The sequence below is a fragment of the Nonomuraea sp. NPDC000554 genome, from assembly GCF_040300065.1.
GTDB lineage: Bacteria > Actinomycetota > Actinomycetes > Streptosporangiales > Streptosporangiaceae > Nonomuraea.
Genome location: NZ_JBEPDC010000007.1, coordinates 271,425 through 287,098, shown reverse-complemented (window position 1 = coordinate 287,098; position 15,674 = coordinate 271,425). Strand labels below are relative to the sequence as shown.

General features: G+C 69.9%; 15 protein-coding genes. 9 read left to right on the top strand and 6 right to left on the bottom strand.

What is annotated here, in order from left to right; translation table 11 throughout:
• Positions 1-172: 172 nt before the first annotated feature.
• The 4 genes from ABT294_RS16750 to ABT294_RS16735 form a co-directional block, all read right to left on the bottom strand.
• On the bottom strand, positions 173-808 hold the full coding sequence (locus tag ABT294_RS16750) for a TetR/AcrR family transcriptional regulator (RefSeq protein ID WP_350806561.1): 636 nt from the start codon (positions 806-808) through the stop codon (positions 173-175).
• 69 nt (positions 809-877) lie between these two features.
• Entirely contained in the window at positions 878-2,467 is a 1,590-nt protein-coding gene (locus ABT294_RS16745) for a hypothetical protein (protein WP_350806560.1), read from the bottom strand.
• 59 nt (positions 2,468-2,526) lie between these two features.
• Positions 2,527-3,747: a carbohydrate-binding protein gene (locus ABT294_RS16740; RefSeq protein ID WP_350806559.1), complete on the bottom strand. Its 1,221-nt coding sequence runs from the start codon at positions 3,745-3,747 to the stop codon at positions 2,527-2,529.
• 52 nt (positions 3,748-3,799) lie between these two features.
• Positions 3,800-5,545 (bottom strand): glycoside hydrolase family 97 protein, encoded by a 1,746-nt coding sequence (locus tag ABT294_RS16735; protein ID WP_350806558.1) that lies wholly within the window; start codon positions 5,543-5,545, stop codon positions 3,800-3,802.
• A gap of 174 nt (positions 5,546-5,719) precedes the next feature.
• Here ABT294_RS16735 and ABT294_RS16730 point away from each other — a divergent pair, with 174 nt between their 5' ends.
• Genes ABT294_RS16730 through ABT294_RS16700 form a run of 7 tightly spaced genes read left to right on the top strand, consistent with a single transcriptional unit; the run spans position 5,720 to position 12,446 of the window.
• Positions 5,720-7,027 carry an alpha-L-fucosidase gene (locus tag ABT294_RS16730; RefSeq protein ID WP_350806557.1) on the top strand — a complete coding sequence of 436 codons (1,308 nt, stop codon included), beginning with the start codon at positions 5,720-5,722 and terminating at the stop codon, positions 7,025-7,027.
• 16 nt (positions 7,028-7,043) lie between these two features.
• Positions 7,044-8,471, top strand: a complete 1,428-nt coding sequence (locus tag ABT294_RS16725; protein ID WP_350806556.1) for an ABC transporter substrate-binding protein — start codon at positions 7,044-7,046, stop codon at positions 8,469-8,471.
• The gene (locus ABT294_RS16720) at positions 8,468-9,382 is read left to right on the top strand and encodes a carbohydrate ABC transporter permease (RefSeq protein ID WP_350806555.1); all 915 of its coding nucleotides are present in this window, start codon (positions 8,468-8,470) and stop codon (positions 9,380-9,382) included. Before ABT294_RS16725 ends, ABT294_RS16720 begins: the two co-directional genes overlap by 4 nt.
• A 10-nt stretch (positions 9,383-9,392) precedes the next feature.
• Positions 9,393-10,286 carry a carbohydrate ABC transporter permease gene (locus ABT294_RS16715; RefSeq protein ID WP_350806554.1) on the top strand — a complete coding sequence of 298 codons (894 nt, stop codon included), beginning with the start codon at positions 9,393-9,395 and terminating at the stop codon, positions 10,284-10,286.
• 3 nt (positions 10,287-10,289) lie between these two features.
• On the top strand, positions 10,290-11,282 hold the full coding sequence (locus tag ABT294_RS16710; protein WP_350806553.1) for an aldo/keto reductase: 993 nt from the start codon (positions 10,290-10,292) through the stop codon (positions 11,280-11,282).
• Complete coding sequence (locus ABT294_RS16705; protein WP_350806552.1) at positions 11,275-11,574, top strand: cupin domain-containing protein; 300 nt, start codon at positions 11,275-11,277, stop codon at positions 11,572-11,574. Before ABT294_RS16710 ends, ABT294_RS16705 begins: the two co-directional genes overlap by 8 nt.
• Positions 11,571-12,446, top strand: coding sequence for an aldo/keto reductase (locus ABT294_RS16700; protein WP_350806551.1), 876 nt, complete (start codon positions 11,571-11,573; stop codon positions 12,444-12,446). Before ABT294_RS16705 ends, ABT294_RS16700 begins: the two co-directional genes overlap by 4 nt.
• Here ABT294_RS16700 and ABT294_RS16695 read toward each other — a convergent pair.
• Complete coding sequence (locus ABT294_RS16695) at positions 12,443-13,261, bottom strand: L,D-transpeptidase family protein (RefSeq protein WP_350806550.1); 819 nt, start codon at positions 13,259-13,261, stop codon at positions 12,443-12,445. The genes ABT294_RS16700 and ABT294_RS16695 overlap by 4 nt on opposite strands.
• 98 nt (positions 13,262-13,359) lie before the next feature.
• On the opposite strand from ABT294_RS16695, the gene ABT294_RS16690 reads away from it, so the two are divergent.
• Positions 13,360-13,836, top strand: a complete 477-nt coding sequence (locus ABT294_RS16690) for a YbaK/EbsC family protein (protein ID WP_350806549.1) — start codon at positions 13,360-13,362, stop codon at positions 13,834-13,836.
• 10 nt (positions 13,837-13,846) lie between these two features.
• Entirely contained in the window at positions 13,847-14,410 is a 564-nt protein-coding gene (locus ABT294_RS16685) for a GNAT family N-acetyltransferase (protein ID WP_350806548.1), read from the top strand.
• Between the two features lie 304 nt (positions 14,411-14,714).
• On the opposite strand, the gene metF is transcribed toward ABT294_RS16685, so the two are convergent.
• Positions 14,715-15,635, bottom strand: a complete 921-nt coding sequence (gene metF, locus ABT294_RS16680; RefSeq protein WP_350806546.1) for a methylenetetrahydrofolate reductase [NAD(P)H] — start codon at positions 15,633-15,635, stop codon at positions 14,715-14,717.
• Positions 15,636-15,674: the final 39 nt, after the last annotated feature.

Sequence of the window (15,674 nt, the reverse complement as noted above, 5' to 3'; positions counted from 1 at the left end):
CACCAGTATCAACCACATCGCGATCTGTCGCGCGAAGTAGTCAAGCTACGACGGTGAGTCAACAAAGGTGTGGCGACCACGGCATCGCCGCGGCCGTGTCGTGCGGGTGAGGCGCCCGCTCCTATGCGAGCTGGGCAGCGGTGGTGAGCTGGGCGTTCGTGGGCGCCCGCTCCTATGCGGGCTGGGCGGCGGCGGTGAGCTGGGCGTTCGTGGGCGCCGGCACCGGCAGCGGGTGGGCGGCCTCCGGGCGCAGCCCGTCGAAGATCAGGCCCAGGTACCGCCGCCACAGGCCGGGGACGACGTCGCCGAGCGGCACGGCGGCCTGGGACGCCGCGGCGAGCAGCAGGACGATGTCGTGCCCCGTCACGTCCTCCCGGACGGCGCCGGCGGCGCGGGCGCGGGCGGTGAGGGCCTCGGCGACGTCCGCGAGCCGCCCGACGGCGGCCCGGACGGCCGGGTCGGTGCGTGAGATGGAGGCCGCCAGTTGGCAGACGGACTGGCCGCCCGCCTGAAGTTCCACGCCCGCGGTCATGAACTCCAGCAGCGCCACGCCCGGCTCCGCCGCCTCCAGCAGCGCCGCGCCGGTGGCGGCGAGGCCGTCGAGCTGGTCGGTGAAGATCGCGGCGACCAGCTGGTCCTTGGTGGCGAAGTGGCGGAAGACGGTGCCCTTGCCGATGCCCGCGCGGGCGGCGATGCGCGCGATCGAGACGTCCAGGCCGTGCTCGGCCAGCTCGGCCTCGGCGGCGTCGAGCAGCAGCCGCCGGTTGCGCGCGGCGTCGGCGCGCAGCCCGCCCGTCTCCCTGACCATGGCCGTACCCTACCGCCGCCCGATCGCCGCCCGACCGCCACCGGACCAGCACCGGACCAGTCGGTCACCTTAGCTGGGGGCCTTCCGCAGGAGTCGGTCGAGGAACTGGGCCTCGTACAGCGAGGGCGGCATCAGGCCGGGCTGGTTGGCGCCCTCGATGTAGCCTTCGGGCTGCTTGAAGGGGCCGTCGCCGGTGATCGTCCCGCGGCAGCCGATGGCGTAGTTCTGCGCCGTCGGCGGCTTCTGGACGATCAGCCTGCTCGTCGAGACGTCGCAGTTCCAGGCCACGGAGTGGGCGGCCGACCAGCCGTGCGAGGTGCCGTAGCGGCCCCGGTTGTACAGGCCGAGCGTGTAGTCGTAGTGCGGGTCGATGTCGCGGTGCCCGTCGTAGAGCAGGCCCTGCGACCAGCGGCGGTGCCCCTCGCTGGAGTTGAGCGCGTACTCGGCCGTGCCGCGCAGGAAGACGACGCCCGACACGGTGCTGTGGCCGTTGGAGACGAAGGCGTGTCTGGACTTGTAGGCGTAGCAGTCGCGGAACAGGATCTGCTGCGAGTAGACGTAGGTGTTGAAGTTGTAGCGCCTGCTACCCGTGACGATGCTGACGGGGTCGATCGCGCGGCAGTTCTGCACGGTGGCCCGCGTCGTCTCCTGGGTGGCGACCCCGGCCTGGGTGAAGTGCAGCATCGTGCAGTCGCGCACCCAGGAGTCCTCGGTGCGCAGCAGCAGGATCGCGTTGTAGGCGTGGTCCTCGTCCTGCTCGGGGTCGCCGTGGTACTCGATGTCCACCCGGAGCCGTTCCACGCCGACCTGGGTGACGAGCCCGGCCCGGTCCCACGTGTAGACGGAGGACGTGGCGAGCGCGCGATTCAGGTGATTGAACACCGGAACGTCGATCTTCACGACATTTCCGGAAATCTCGCGGATGTAGCGGTTGTAGATGATCGGGTGCTCCCCGACCTTCCACGCCGGGCCGACGTCGTGGCCGCCGTAGTCGATGGCCTTGAGCCACTCCTCCGAGCAGGGATGGTAGATCACGATGTTGTCGCCGGGGCGCAGCGCTCCCGCGTTCGCCACCTCGAACTCGCGCGCCCCCACCTGGACGAAGTCCGTGGTGATGTCGGTACGGGTCCCCGGCACCTCCCCGGCCCAGCCCCCGCCCCCGGGCCCGCCGACGACGATCACGTCCCGGTCCTTCGGGTTGTTCCCGGTGGCCTTGATGATCGTGTTGCCGGCCGGGTCCTCGCCGTCACCGACGCCGCGCAGCACCATCCCGTCGGCCCGCACGTACAGCGTGCCTGCGACCGGGTAGACGCCCGGCAGCAGGAGCAGCGCGCCGCGCCGTTCTCTGGGGAGGGCCGCGACGGCGTCCAGCGCCGCCTGGATGTGCTGCGTGTTGTCGCCTTCGACCGGTCTGATCGTCCTGACGACCGGGACGTGCGGGATCGGCCGCTCCCCGTTGCGGTAGCCCGCGTGGCTGAAGTCGGGGATGCGGTTGCCCTCGGCGTCCTGCCCGTAGCCGAGCCGTCCGCGCCTGTCGTAGTACACCAGCTTGGACTGCCAGAACGTCGCCGCGCTCGCGGGCGTGCCGCCGGCCGCCGCCGCGAGCGCCAGCGCGCCACCGGCCACGAGCAGCCCGCGCCTGGTGAGGTCGAGTGCCATGAGGGGTGCCTCTCTCTGGGGGGACGGCCCGCGCCCGGGCGCGGGCCGCGCAAGGGGGGCTACTTGATGACGATCTTGTCCAGTTCGGGCCCGCGGGCGTCGAGGTCGAAGAAGCGGATCGTGTTGACCCCGGCGACCAGGTCGACCGGGACGGTGGCGGTGGTCACGGTGTCCTTGGTCCCGGTCATCGGCACCTCGGACGAGTCCGCGCCGTTGACGCTGACCCGGAACGACTGCGCGCCGTCCACCAGCGCGTGCACGGTCATCTGCCTGGTGCCGGTGGTCTCCGACAGCACGCCCTTGACCACGGCGTAGTCGTAGACGTTGCCGCCGATCAGGATCACCTTGCGCCCGCCGGAGCAGACCGCGCAGTAGGCGGGCTCGGCCGCGCCCTCCCACACGTTGCCGACCCGCTCGGCCTCGTACGCGCCGGGGCTCCGGTCGGGTGGCGGCAGCGTGACCGGCGGGGCCGCCGGGCCGAGCTGCCACGCATTGAGGTCCCTGACGAGCAGGTAGGTCTCCTGCAGCCCGGCGCTCTTGATGCTGCGGTAGATGCCCCACTTGGGCCGGTTGTACTGCTCCTGGGTCCACCACAGGTCGATGTTGTCGGCCCGCTGGTCGACGATGGTCCGGCGGCCGTCCTGGAGCACCCAGCGCATGTAGCCGTCGTCGCCCGACTTGAACTCGATCGTGGTGGTGACCCACTTGTTCTGGATCGGCTCCAGGTCGGCGGTGGCGAAGTCGTGCGACTTGTTGTCCTCCAGCGTCCAGTAGCGGGCGGCGATCTTCTGCACGCCGCCGATGACCGGCAGCGAGATCTGCGCGATCGGGGTGCCGACGTCGGAGTTCTTGAGCTGCCAGATGTGGGTGAAGCTGGTGGTGGCGTCCAGGGTGTCCGGGATGTACATCTGGTAGGAGATCCGCCAGGTCTGGTCCTTGCGGATCTCCAGCGGCGTGCCGTCGTGCGCGCGCATCCCGCGGACCTCGTTGCGCATCCGGTCGGAGCCGTCGCGGTCTTCCAGATGCGCGGTGAACCGCCAGGCGTCCCTGTCGGCGCTGACGTGCGGCAGCCCCTCCGGGTGCGAGCCGCGCCGGTCGTCCTCCAGCGCCTCGAAGGCGTTGACGCCGTCCTTGGCCGGGCTGGGGTTCCAGCGCAGCTCCCAGCGGGGCTGGTGGGCGTCCGGATCGGCCGACGCCGGCGCCGGGGAGGTCACCGCGATCAGCGCGATCGCCGACATGACGCCTGCGCACACCCGGGCGCGCGGACCGTACTTCTTCACTGGATCGTCACCTTGTCGAGGTCGGGCGCACCGGCGCTGCCGTTGAAGGAGGTCACGAGGTCGGTCTCCTCAGATGGAGGGTGAACCCGCCGTTGGGGGATACGGCGAGGTCGAACTTGCCCCCGGCGGCGACCGTGACCGTCTCGGCGAGGATGCCGTCGTCAGGGGCGTCCTGGTAGATGTCCGCCTCCCACTCCCCCTCGCCGAGGAAGTCGAGCGGGACGGTGAGCGTGCGGGCCTCGCCCGACACGCCCGCGCCGACGAACCAGTCGCCGCCGCTCCTCCTGGCCAGGAGGATGTGGTCGGCGGGGTCGCCGGAGAGCAGCCGCGTGTCGTCCCATGCGGTGGGGACGGCGGAGAGCAGCCGCAGCGCCTCCGGCCGGGCCTGGTAGGCCTCGATGCCGTCGGCGAAGTGCTGGATCCCGGATTCGAAGATCACGGACAGCGCGAGCTCGAACCCGGCCGAGATGGTGCGGACCGCGGTGAAGGTGCACGGGGTGAAGTCCATCGGGCCCTGCACGTTGCGGGTGAACGCGAGCGACAGGTAGTGGGCCGGCTGGTAGAGCGGCAGCTTGCCGGGCTTCGGCTTGATCCACTCCGCGCCCTTGACGGCCTCGGCGGTCATGAACTGCGGCCAGGTGCGTTCGGTGCCGCGCGGGATGGTGCCACCGTGGAAGACGACCATGAGCCGGAGCCTGGCGGTGGCGGCCAGGATCGCGTCGAACCAGCGCATCCGGTCCTGGCCGTCCGACTCGGTAAAGTCGATCTTCACGCCGACCGCGCCCCACTCCTTCCACAGGGCGAGTTTCTCGCGGTGCTCCAGCTCGGTGTCGACGTGCTGCCAGTGCGACCAGAGCCAGATCCCGACGTCCTTGCCCGCGGCGTAGGCGATCAGCTCGGGCATCCACTCCTTGTTCCAGCCGGCGTCGGCGAGCACGTACGGCCAGCCGTTGGCGGCGGCGAAGTCGACCCAGCGCTTCTGCGCGTCCAGGTCGCGGGTCGAGGGCCCGTCGGACCACCACGACCAGGCCGCCGCGCCCGGCCTGATCCAGGACGTGTCCTCGATCTCGGACGGCGCGGCCAGGCTGGTCACCAGGTCGCTCTCGACGATGGTGGCCAGGTCGCCGAGGATCATCGTCCGCCAGGGCGTGACCAGGGGGCTGGCCGAGGTCACGTACGGGTCGGGCAGGTCGAGCCTGATGGCGTCGCCGTCGAAGTGCAGCCGGGAGCCGGCGTACCCGCTGTCCAGGTTCGACTCGGTGACCAGCATCCAGGTCTCGCCCATCTGGAACAGCGACGGGTAGCCGTACAGGATGCGCTCGGCCTCGCCGACCGTGGTGTGGCGGTGGATCTCCTCGTAGTCGCAGCGCCCGTTCTCGTACGGCAGGAGCACCGCCCGCGCCTCTTCCGATACGACATACTCCGAAATTTCCTCGCAAACCGTGACGGGTCCGGTCCAGGGCACCGTGTAGCGGTACGCCACCCCGTGTCCGCCGATCCTGACCTGAAGGTCGAGCCGGTTCCCGCCCTTGGTGAACGACAGCGTCCACTCCTTGGCGGTGTAGCGGTGCTCGCGCCGCTTGCCGGTCACCGTCCGGTAGGTCTCGTCGACCTCCTGCTCCGACAGCCCGGCGAAGGCCAGCCCCTCGCCCAGGTCCGCGTGCGCGGCCCGGATCCCGAGCCGCGACGGCCGCACCACGACGTGGCCGCCACGCCGCACCTCCAGTGTCAGCTCACCGGCGCCGGAAAGCGCCACGACCGCTTCCAGGTCTTCGCCGCCGAGTGTCCAGTTCGACATAAGGCCCTCCAGAAGAGATAGGAGGAGTGAACGACGCTCGCCAGCGGTCGCCCCAGCCACGGGAGGCCGTGCGCACCGGGCCCGCAGCGCTCCTCACAATGGGCCTGAGCTTAGGTTGCAAGCGATTGCAATTCAATTCTTGACGAAGTTAATTACCAGGTCTACGGTACGGCCATGCCCCACGGACTGGACGAAGAAGGGCCCACTCACGCGCCTAGTCATCGGATGTCTTCCGCGAGATTAGCCGAATTCAGGGAGCAACGGTTCGGGTTGTTCATCCACTGGGGGCTGTACGCGCTGGCCGCCCGTCACGAGTGGGTGAAGCAGCGCGAGCGCCTGACGGACGAGCAGTACCAGCCCTATGTCGACCACTTCGCCCCCGACCTGTTCGACCCGGACGCCTGGGCCGAAGCCGCGGCGGACGCGGGCATGCGGTACATGGTGCTGACCACCAAGCACCATGACGGCTTCTGCCTGTGGGACTCGGCGCTCACCGACTACTCGGTCGCGAACACGCCGCACGGCAAGGACCTCGTCGGCCCGATCGTCGACGCCTTCCGTACCCGCGGCCTCGGGGTGGGCTTCTACCACTCGCTGATCGATTGGCACCACCCGCACTTCCCTGTCGACGGGCTGCATCCCGCGTGGACTGGCGATGTGTCCAACAACGACCGAAACATCGCGAAATATCAGGCCTACTTACACGGCCAGGTCGAAGAGCTGCTGACCCGCTACGGCCGCATCGACACCATGTGGTTTGACTTCTCCTACTCCAAGCGGGTCCGCAACGGGCAGCTCACGCCCGGTGGCAAGGGCGCGGCCGACTGGCGGTCGGAGGAGCTCGCGGCGCTGGTCCGCCGGCTGCAGCCAGGGATCCTGATCAACGACAGGCTGGAGATCCCCGGCGACTTCACCACCCCCGAGCAGTACCAGCCCACCTCCCCTCCCGCGCAGGTGTGGGAGGCGTGCCAGACGCTCAACGGAAGCTGGGGCTACGACCGCGACAACCTCGACTACAAACCCGTCGACCTGCTCGTGCGCATGCTGGTCGACACCGTCTCCAAGGACGGCAACCTGCTGCTCAACGTCGGCCCGAACGGGCGCGGCGCCTTCGACCCCCGGGCGCTGGAGACGCTGCGCGGCATCGGCGACTGGACGCGCCTGCACGGCCGCTCCATCTACGGCGCGGGGCCGAGCGCCTTCGAGGCGCCACCGGACTGCCGCTACACGCAACGCGGCGACCGGCTCTACGTCCACCTCTTCGCCTGGCCGCACCGGCACCTGCACCTGCCGGGGCTGGCGGGCAAGGTCCGCTACGCGCAGCTGCTCAACGACGCCTCGGAGATCCGCACCCTGGTCCCCGACCCGGCCCAGGACAGCGGGCACACCAAGCTGGGCACGCTGCCGCCCGGCACCCTCACCCTGCAGCTCCCGGTCCAGCGCCCGGACGTGGCCGTGCCGGTGATCGAGCTCTTCCTCTGAAAGGCCCCCCATGGAGATGAACCGTCGCCAGATGCTGGCCCTCGCGGTGGCGGCCGCTGCCGTGCCCGTCCTCTCAGCCTGCGCGGGCGACACCCGCCGGCAGAAGCAGGCCGCCGCGCCGGTCAAGTCGGGCGTGCAGACGCTGGACCCGAACCGCCCGGGCAACGACTCCTGGCCGTTCGCGGAGGCCGAGCAGCTCAACAACTCGCTGACGTGGCCGAAGACGAACGTGCCGGACCCGGCGTCCAAGGTCGTCCTCACGGTCGCGCAGACCGCCGACGTGCTGGCGGAGGTGCGCAACGTCCAGTTCGACTTCTTCTTCAAGCAGCGGCACCCGAACATCGAGATCAAGCGCGAGACCACGGCGACCGTCGACGACTTCCTCACCAAGTACATGGCGCAGGCCGCCGGCGGCACCCTGCCCGACGTGCTCTACAACCACTACTCCTGGACGCAGAACTTCATCTCCAACGGCATCATCGACCCCCTGGACTCCTACATCGCCAAGACGCCGGACTTCGGGATGAAGGACCTGCCGGAGAGCGGCCTGGCCTACTTCAAGCGCGACGGCAAGCTGTACGCCCTGCCCACCGACATGGCTCCCAAGCTGCTCTTCTTCAACAAGACCCTGTTCGACAAGGCCGGGATCGCCTACCCGGACAAGGACTGGGACTTCGACAAGCTGATCGAGGTCGCCAAGAAGATGACGAGCGGTTCCGGCGTGGAGAAGGTCTTCGGCCTGTCGCCGTCGCCCACGATCTCGCCGGACCTGTCGACCGTCTTCCTCATGGCGTTCGGCGCCCGCTTCCTCAGCAGCGACGAGTCGCGGGTGCTCATCGACCAGCCCGAGGGCGTGGAGGCCATGAGCAGGTGGCTGGACCTGCTGACCAACGACAAGGTCACGCCGAGCCTGGCCGACCAGCAGCTCCTGCAGAAGGTCGAGCCGTTCAAGACCGGGCACGCCGCGATGCACATCAACGGCGCGTGGCTGATGACCGAGCTGGCCAAGCAGAAGGCGTTCCAGTGGGGCGCCACACACATCCCCAAGGGCCCGAAGGGCCGCTTCAGCCCGGCCGTGGGCAGCGCGCTGGTGATGGCGTCCGGCTCCAAGAACAAGGACGCTGCCTGGATCTACATGTACGAGTACCTGTCCGCGTCCGGCTACCAGTTCCGCCGGATCAGCTCGCCCGCCCGCCAGTCGGCGTGGCTGCCCAACGCCGAGGCCCTGGGCATCCCGAAGGAGACGGCGGAACTGGTCAAGGAGATCCTGGCCGACTACGCCACCAGTGACGGCGTGCTGCACCTGGCCGCGACCAAGAAGGTGGTCGACACGGCCAAGCCCATCTGGGAGCGGGCCATGATCGGCAAGGTCGACGCCAAGACGGCGCTCCAGGAGATCGCCGACAAGGTCACCCCCCTTCTGGCCCAGAACAAGATCGCATGACCTCCCTCGCTGTCGGCGGGCGCCGCCAGAACACCCTGGCCCGGCGCGAGGCGCGGCGCTTCCACCTGTTCGTCTCGCCGTGGCTGATCGGGTTCGTCCTGTTCACCGCGGGCCCCATCCTGGCCGCCATCGCGATCAGCTTCACCGACTGGAACCTGCTGAAGTCGCCCACGTGGGTGGGGCTGGCCAACTATCGGCGGATGTTCAACGACGCGGACTTCTGGGAGTCGATCCAGCACACCTTCCAGTACGGCCTCGGGTCGGTCGCGCTCGGCGTCACGTTCACGTTCCTGCTGGCGCTGCTGCTCAACCAGCCGCTGCGCCTGCAGGGGCTGTTCCGCACGGTGATGTACATGCCGTCGGTGCTGTCGGGCCTGGCGACCGCGCTGCTCTGGATGAACATCCTGCACCCCGACTACGGCCTGATCAACAAGCTGCTGGCCTCGGTCGGCATCCAGGGCCCCGGCTGGCTGGCCTCGCAGGAGTGGGTGATTCCGGGCCTGGTGCTGATGAGCGTGTGGGGGGCAGGCAACACCATCGTCATCTACCTCGCCGGGCTGCAGGGCATCCCGAAGACCCTCTACGAGGCGGCCGAGATCGACGGCGCGGGCTGGTGGAGCCGGTTCTGGCACGTGACGGTGCCGATGATGTCGCCGGTCATCTTCTTCAACCTGGTGACCGGGTTCATCGCCGCACTCCAGGGCTACGTGCTGATCCTGGTGATGACCGAGGGCGGCCCGGCCAACGCCTCGATGGTGCTGGGCCTGTACATCTACCGCAACGCCTTCGTCTACTTCGACATGGGCTACGCGGCCGCCCTGTCGTGGGCGATGTTCGTCATCATCATCGCCGTCACCCTGATCCAGTTCGTCCTGGCCAGGCGCTGGGTCCACTACGAGTTCGACAAGTGAGGTGCCGACCATGCTCGTAGCCACCAAGGCGCCCCCCGTGGTCAACCGCAACCTCACCTCCGACCAGGTGGAACGGATCAGGAAGGTCCGGCGGGCCGGCGCCTACGTGCTGCTCGGCTTCGCCACGGCGATCTTCGTGCTGCCGTTCATGTGGATGCTCACCACGTCGCTGAAGTCGGACGAGGCCAACCTGGCCTTTCCGCCCCAGTGGTTCCCCGACTCCTACCACTGGGAGAACTACTCGCGTGCCTGGTCGGGATCGCTGCCCTTCAGCCGGTTCCTGCTCAACACGGTGCTGATCACCGCGCTGTCGATGCTCGGCAACCTGATCTCCTGCATCCTGCCCGCGTACGCGTTCGCCCGGATGCGGGCCCGCCTGGCCGGGGTGATGTTCGCGGGGCTGCTGGCCACCATGATGATCCCCCGAGAGATCACGCTGGTGCCGAAGTTCATCCTGTTCTCCAAGCTCGGCTGGGTGGACACGTACCTGCCGCTGGTGGTGCCCGAGTTCTTCGGCGTGGCCCTCTACATCTTCCTGCTGCGCCAGTTCTTCACCACGGTCCCGCAGGAGCTCATCGACGCGGCGAGGATCGACGGCGCGTCCGAGCTGCGGATCCTGTGGAGGATCATGCTGCCGCTGTCGAAGCCGGCGATCGCGGCCATCTGCCTGTTCTCCTTCGTGAGCAACTGGAACCAGTACCTGGAACCGGTCATCTACCTGCGCACCACGGAGAAGTTCACGCTGCCGCTGGGCCTCGGCATGTTCTCCGACCAGTACGCGACGCAGTACAACCAGATGATGGCGGTCGCCATCATCGCGCTGGTCCCCATCCTCATCCTGTTCTTCATCGCCCAGAAGACGTTCATCAGGGGCGTCACCCTCACCGGCATCGCGGGAAGGTAATCGTTGGACACCACTGGAAAGTACGCGCGCCAGCCGTACCGGAACTGCGGCAGGAGCGGGCTCAAACTGCCCGCGGTGTCGCTCGGCCTGTGGCACAACTTCGGCGACGGCAAGCCGCTCGACGGCCGGCGGGCCATCCTGCGCACGGCGCTGGACCTGGGCATCACCCACTTCGACCTGGCCGACAGGTACGGCCCGCCGCTCGGCGCGGCGGAGTCGACCTTCGGCACGCTCTACCGCCAGGACCTGCGCGGCCTGCGCGACGAGATCGTCGTCACCACCAAGGGCGGCAACCCCATGTGGGACGGCCCCTACGGCGGGGGCAACACCCGCAAGCACCTGCTGGCCACCCTCGACCGCTCGCTCGCCAGGCTCGGCCTCGACTTCGTGGACATCTTCTACCTGCACCACGACGACGGGACCCCGCTGGAGGAGCAGGTCGGCACGCTCGACCACATGGTCCGCTCGGGCCGGGCGCTGTACGTGGGCGTCTCCAACTACTCGCCGGAGCGCACGGCGGAGGCGGCCGGGCTGCTGCGCGCGCTGGGCACCCCGCTGCTGGTGCACCAGCCGCCGTACTCGCTGCTGAACCGGCGCATCGAGGACGGTCTGCTCGGCGTGCTCGAACAGGAGGGCGTCGGCTGCGTGGTGTACTCGCCGCTGGCTCAGGGCCTGCTCACCGACCGCTACCTGGACGGCATCCCGGCCGATTCCAGGGCGGCGGAGGGCCGCTTCCTCACGCCGGACCGGGTCACGCCCGAGGTGCTGGCGTTCGTCCGCGGGCTGGGCGAGCTGGCGGCCGAGCGCGGGCAGAGCGTGGCGCAGCTCGCCCTGGCGTGGGCGCTGCGCGACCCGCGGATCACGTCCGTGCTGGTGGGGGCGTCGAGCCCGGAGCAGCTCGCAGCCAACGTCGCGGCCGTGGACCGGCTCGGCTTCACCGACGACGAGCTGGCCGCCATCGACCGGGCGGCCAAGGAGGCGGGTGTCCATGCGTAGGAGCACGCTGGCCGACTGGGGAGCGGGGGTCTCGCTGCCGGGGTACCGCGTCGACTCGGGCGGCGTCTCGACGCTGGCCTCCGGCCACATCAGCCACAACCAGGGCCCGCACACCCACCCCGCCCCCGAGATCTTCCTCATCCTCGCCGGGTCCGGCCACGTCCACATCGACGGCGAGACCTCCCCCTTCGCCGCCGGTGACGTCCTCGTCGTCGAAGCGGGCGAGGACCACCACCTGGAGGCCGTCACGGAGGTGGTGACCACCTGGCTCCATCTGGAGCCCGCCTCATGACCCTGGCGCTGCCGCGCGTGGGCCTCGGCGGCGGCCCGCTCGGCAACTACCTCCACCCCATCTCGGACGAGCAGGCCGAAGCGGTCGTCGACACGGCCTGGCAGGCCGGGGTCCGGTACTTCGACACCGCCCCCTTCTACGGCCTCGGCCTGTCGGAGCAGCGGATGGGCCGGGCCCTGCGCGGCCGTCCCCGAGCCGAGTACGTCCTGTCGACCAAGGTCGGCCGCCTGGTCCGTCCGGGGCCCGGCGGCCCCGGCATCTTCGCCGTCAGCGACGACCGGCACGTCGAGTGGGACTTCACCCGGGACGGCGTGCTGCGCAGCGTCGAGGAGTCCCTGGCCAGGCTCGGCCTGGACCGCGTCGACATCCTCCTCGTCCACGACCCCGACCGCCACTGGCCCCAGGCCCTGGACGAGGCCTACCCCGCCCTGGCGGACCTGCGCTCGCAGGGCGTCGTGCGCGCCATCGGGGTCGGCATGAACCAGCCGCGCATGCTGGCGGACTTCGTCAGGCACGCCGACCCGGACGTGCTGCTGGCCGCCAACCAGTGCACCCTGCTGCGGCGCTCGGCCTTCGACGAGCTGCTGCCGCTCTGCCGGGAACGCGCCGTCCCGGTCGTCGCGGCCGGCCTGCTGCACCGCGGCGACCTGGTCACCCCGCCCCCGGACGCCTCACCCGAGGTCAAGCGGATCGCTCAGGCGTGCGACGAGCACGGGGTGCCGCTGACGGCCGCGGCCCTGCAGTTCCCGCTGCGGCACCCGGCGGTCCACTCCGTCCTGGTGGGCGCGCACGAACCGGCGCAGGTCACGTCCGACCTCCGGGCGCTGGAACACCCCGTGCCGGACGGCCTGTGGGCCGCCCTGGACCGCTAGGACCGGCGGAAGCCGCCCCGGACGTGCACCGGCACGCCCTTGCCCAGCAGTCCGGGCAGTTCCACGGCGACGTTCATCGGCATCCGCACGCACCCGTGCGAGGCCGGGTACAGCGGCACCGACAGCGCGCCGTGGAACGCGATGCCGCCGTTGAAGAAGATCGGGTTGTAGAGCTGGCCGAGGTACGACTTGTGCCAGCCGGACGTCCGCCAGGTCGTCCGGTAGTCGCCGGTGGGCGTGCGGGCCGAGCCGCAGAACCGCCGGCTCTTGCCCTGCCAGACCGAGGTCTGGCAGTACGGGACGCCGCTGCCCGACGAGATGTGCGTGATCAGCTTCACCTCACCGCCCACGTACAGCACCATGACCTGCTTGGTCAGGTTCACCTCGGCGCGCGTCGGCTGGCCGTTCCTGACCAGGACCTTCGGCGCCCTGGGCGTCTCGAGGGCGGCCCAGGTGGCCTTGCCGACCGTGCTGCTCGGGGTGATGCCGTTGACCTTCTGGAAGGCCCACAGGGCGGTGAGCGTCGACCCGCCGTACCTGCCGTCGGCCTTGCCGGGACGGTAGCCCAGCTCCCTCAGCCGCTGCTGCAGCCAGACGACCGCCTTGCCCTTGGCGCCGAGCCTGAGCCGCTGCTTGGGCGCGACGGGCGCCTGCGCGGCGGAGAGCGCGCCGGTGACGGCGGGCGTGATCGGGAGCGTGACCGCTGAGGTGCTCGGTGCGGCGGCCGAACTCGCTTCGGCGGTGCCGACTCCAGTGAGGACGACGGCGCCGGCCGTCAGGAGAGCAGTCACAACGGGCAGCCGTCGAGCACCCACCACTACCACCTCTCGTAACATTAACAATCGAATCAAAGGACCCTATACCACTGCCATTGGCCAGGTAATCGGGCGGTCAATCTGTTTAGAGTGTCGCCATGTCAGAGAAGTTGCCCGCCAATGCCGTCCTTGTTGAATCCGCGCTGAGGGAGCTCGGAGCCACGGGAGAGATCGTGGTACTGCCGGAGAAGGCCCCCACCGCCGCCACCGCCGCCGCCCAGCTGGGCTGCGAGGTCGGCGCGATCGCCAACAGCCTGATCTTCGACGCCGACGGGGAGCCCCTGCTCGTCCTGACGAGCGGCGCGCACCGGGTGGACGTCGAGCTGATCGCCCGCACGGCGGGGGTGCGAACGGTGCGGCGGGCGACGCCGGAGTTCGTCAGGGCCGCCACCGGCCAGCCGATCGGCGGTGTGGCCCCGGTCGGGCATCCCGCTCCGGTCCGGACCCTGGTCGACAACTGGCTGGGCAAGCACGAGGTGGTCTGGGCGGCGGGCGGGCACCCGCACACCGTCTTCCCGACCACGTTCGACGAACTGGTCCGCATCACCGGTGGCACCCCCGTGGACGTCGAGTAGTGTGCGACGCGTGATCGAGTTTCGCGGCGCGGGACCTGCCGAGTTCGGCGAGCGCCTGGACACGGTGATCGACATCTACGCCGCCGCCATGCGCCCGCCCGAGGACCAGATCCACGGTCGCACCACCATCATGCGTAACCACGGGACTTATCCCCACTTTCAGTGCTATTTCGCCGAATTGCGCGATTCGGCGGGCGGCGCGGCGCCGAAAGTCGTGGGCTTCGCGTACGGCTTCCGGGGCGCTCCGGGCCAGTGGTGGCACGACGTGGTCTACCGGGCGCTGGACGAGCGGGCGGGAGCCGAGGCCGCCGACGCCTGGCTCGGCCACGCATTCGAGCTCGCCGAGGTCCACGTGCACCCCGACTTCCAGGGCAAGGGCATCGGCCGAGCCATGATCACCACACTCTGCGCGGGGCGCCGCGAGCGCTCGGCCGTCCTGTCGACCCACGATCAGCCCACGGCCGCCCGCCACCTGTACGCCAGCATGGGCTTCACGGACCTGCTGACCCAGTTCGTCTTCCCTGGCGGCTTCGAGCGCTACGCGATCGTCGGCCGGCCCCTGCCTCTCCCGTAAGGCCTCCATTACCAGGAGTTTGACAGCAGCCCTCCAGGGCAATGTCAACTACGGAAAGTCACCAAGGTTCAACCCAGGGCCACTTCTCGCAGCCCCGTCACCCGCCCGATCCCCCTGCGGGCGGGTGACGGGCCCTCCGAAGCCCCGGGAGAGCCGACCCCTCAGATGGCCAGGAACGAGCCGTAACGGCACCCGGCCACGTGCGGGTCAGAGGCCGTCTCCCTGGAGGCCCTCAGCCCCGTACGGCGGCAGGCGCCCAGGTGGCCTGCCGTACAGGATGGGGTGTCAAAGCGTCACAAGGCGGTCAGGCGGGCAGCGCCGCCGTCGAGAGCCGCTGGAACACCTCGCGCGACGCGCTCGACCGGTTGAACGTGATGAAGTGGATGCCCGGCACGCCCTCGTCGAGCAGCCGCTGGCACAGCTCGGCCCCGTGGTCGATGCCGAGCGCGCGGACGGCGGCCGGGTCGTCGGCGACCGCCTCGAAGCGGGCCGCGACATCCGGCGGGAACGGCGCCCCCGAGAGCTGCTCCGAGCGCGCGATCGTGCTCATCTGGGTGACGGGCATGACGCACGGGATGATCGGCGTCTCGCACCCGCGGGCCGCCACCCGGTCGCGCAGCCGCAGGTAGTCGTCGGCCTGGAAGAACATCTGGGTGATCGCGTAGTCGGCCCCGGCCTCGCACTTGCGCACGAAGTACTCGGTGTCGGACTCGACGGACGGCGAGCGCGGATGCTTGTACGGGAAGGCCGCCACCCCCACACAGAAGTCGCCCGCCTGCCGGATCAGCCGCACGAGCTGCTCGGCGTAGAGCACGCCCTCGGGGTGCTTGATCCACTCGGCGCCCGGGTCACCGGGAGGGTCGCCCCGCACGGCCAGGATGTTGCGCACCCCCGCGTCGGCGAAGCGCCCCACGAGGTGGCGCAGCTCGCGGATCGAGTGGTCGACCGCCGTGAAGTGCGCGACCGGGGTGAGCGTGGTGTCGTGGGCCAGCCGCTCGACGATGTCGACGGTGCGGTCGCGGGTGGACCCGCCCGCCCCGTAGGTCACCGACACGAACGTGGGACGCAGCGACTCCAGCTCGCGGATCGCCCGCCACAGCTGCCGCTCCCCCTCGTCGGTCTTCGGTGGGAAGAACTCGAAGGAGAACGACCGGCCACCTGAGGCGAGGAGCTCGCGGACGGTGGGAACACGATCGGGCAGGATGGAGGGTCGACCAAGCGCCATGGCCCCAGGTTACCGCGACCAGCCGGAACCAGCGGGCAC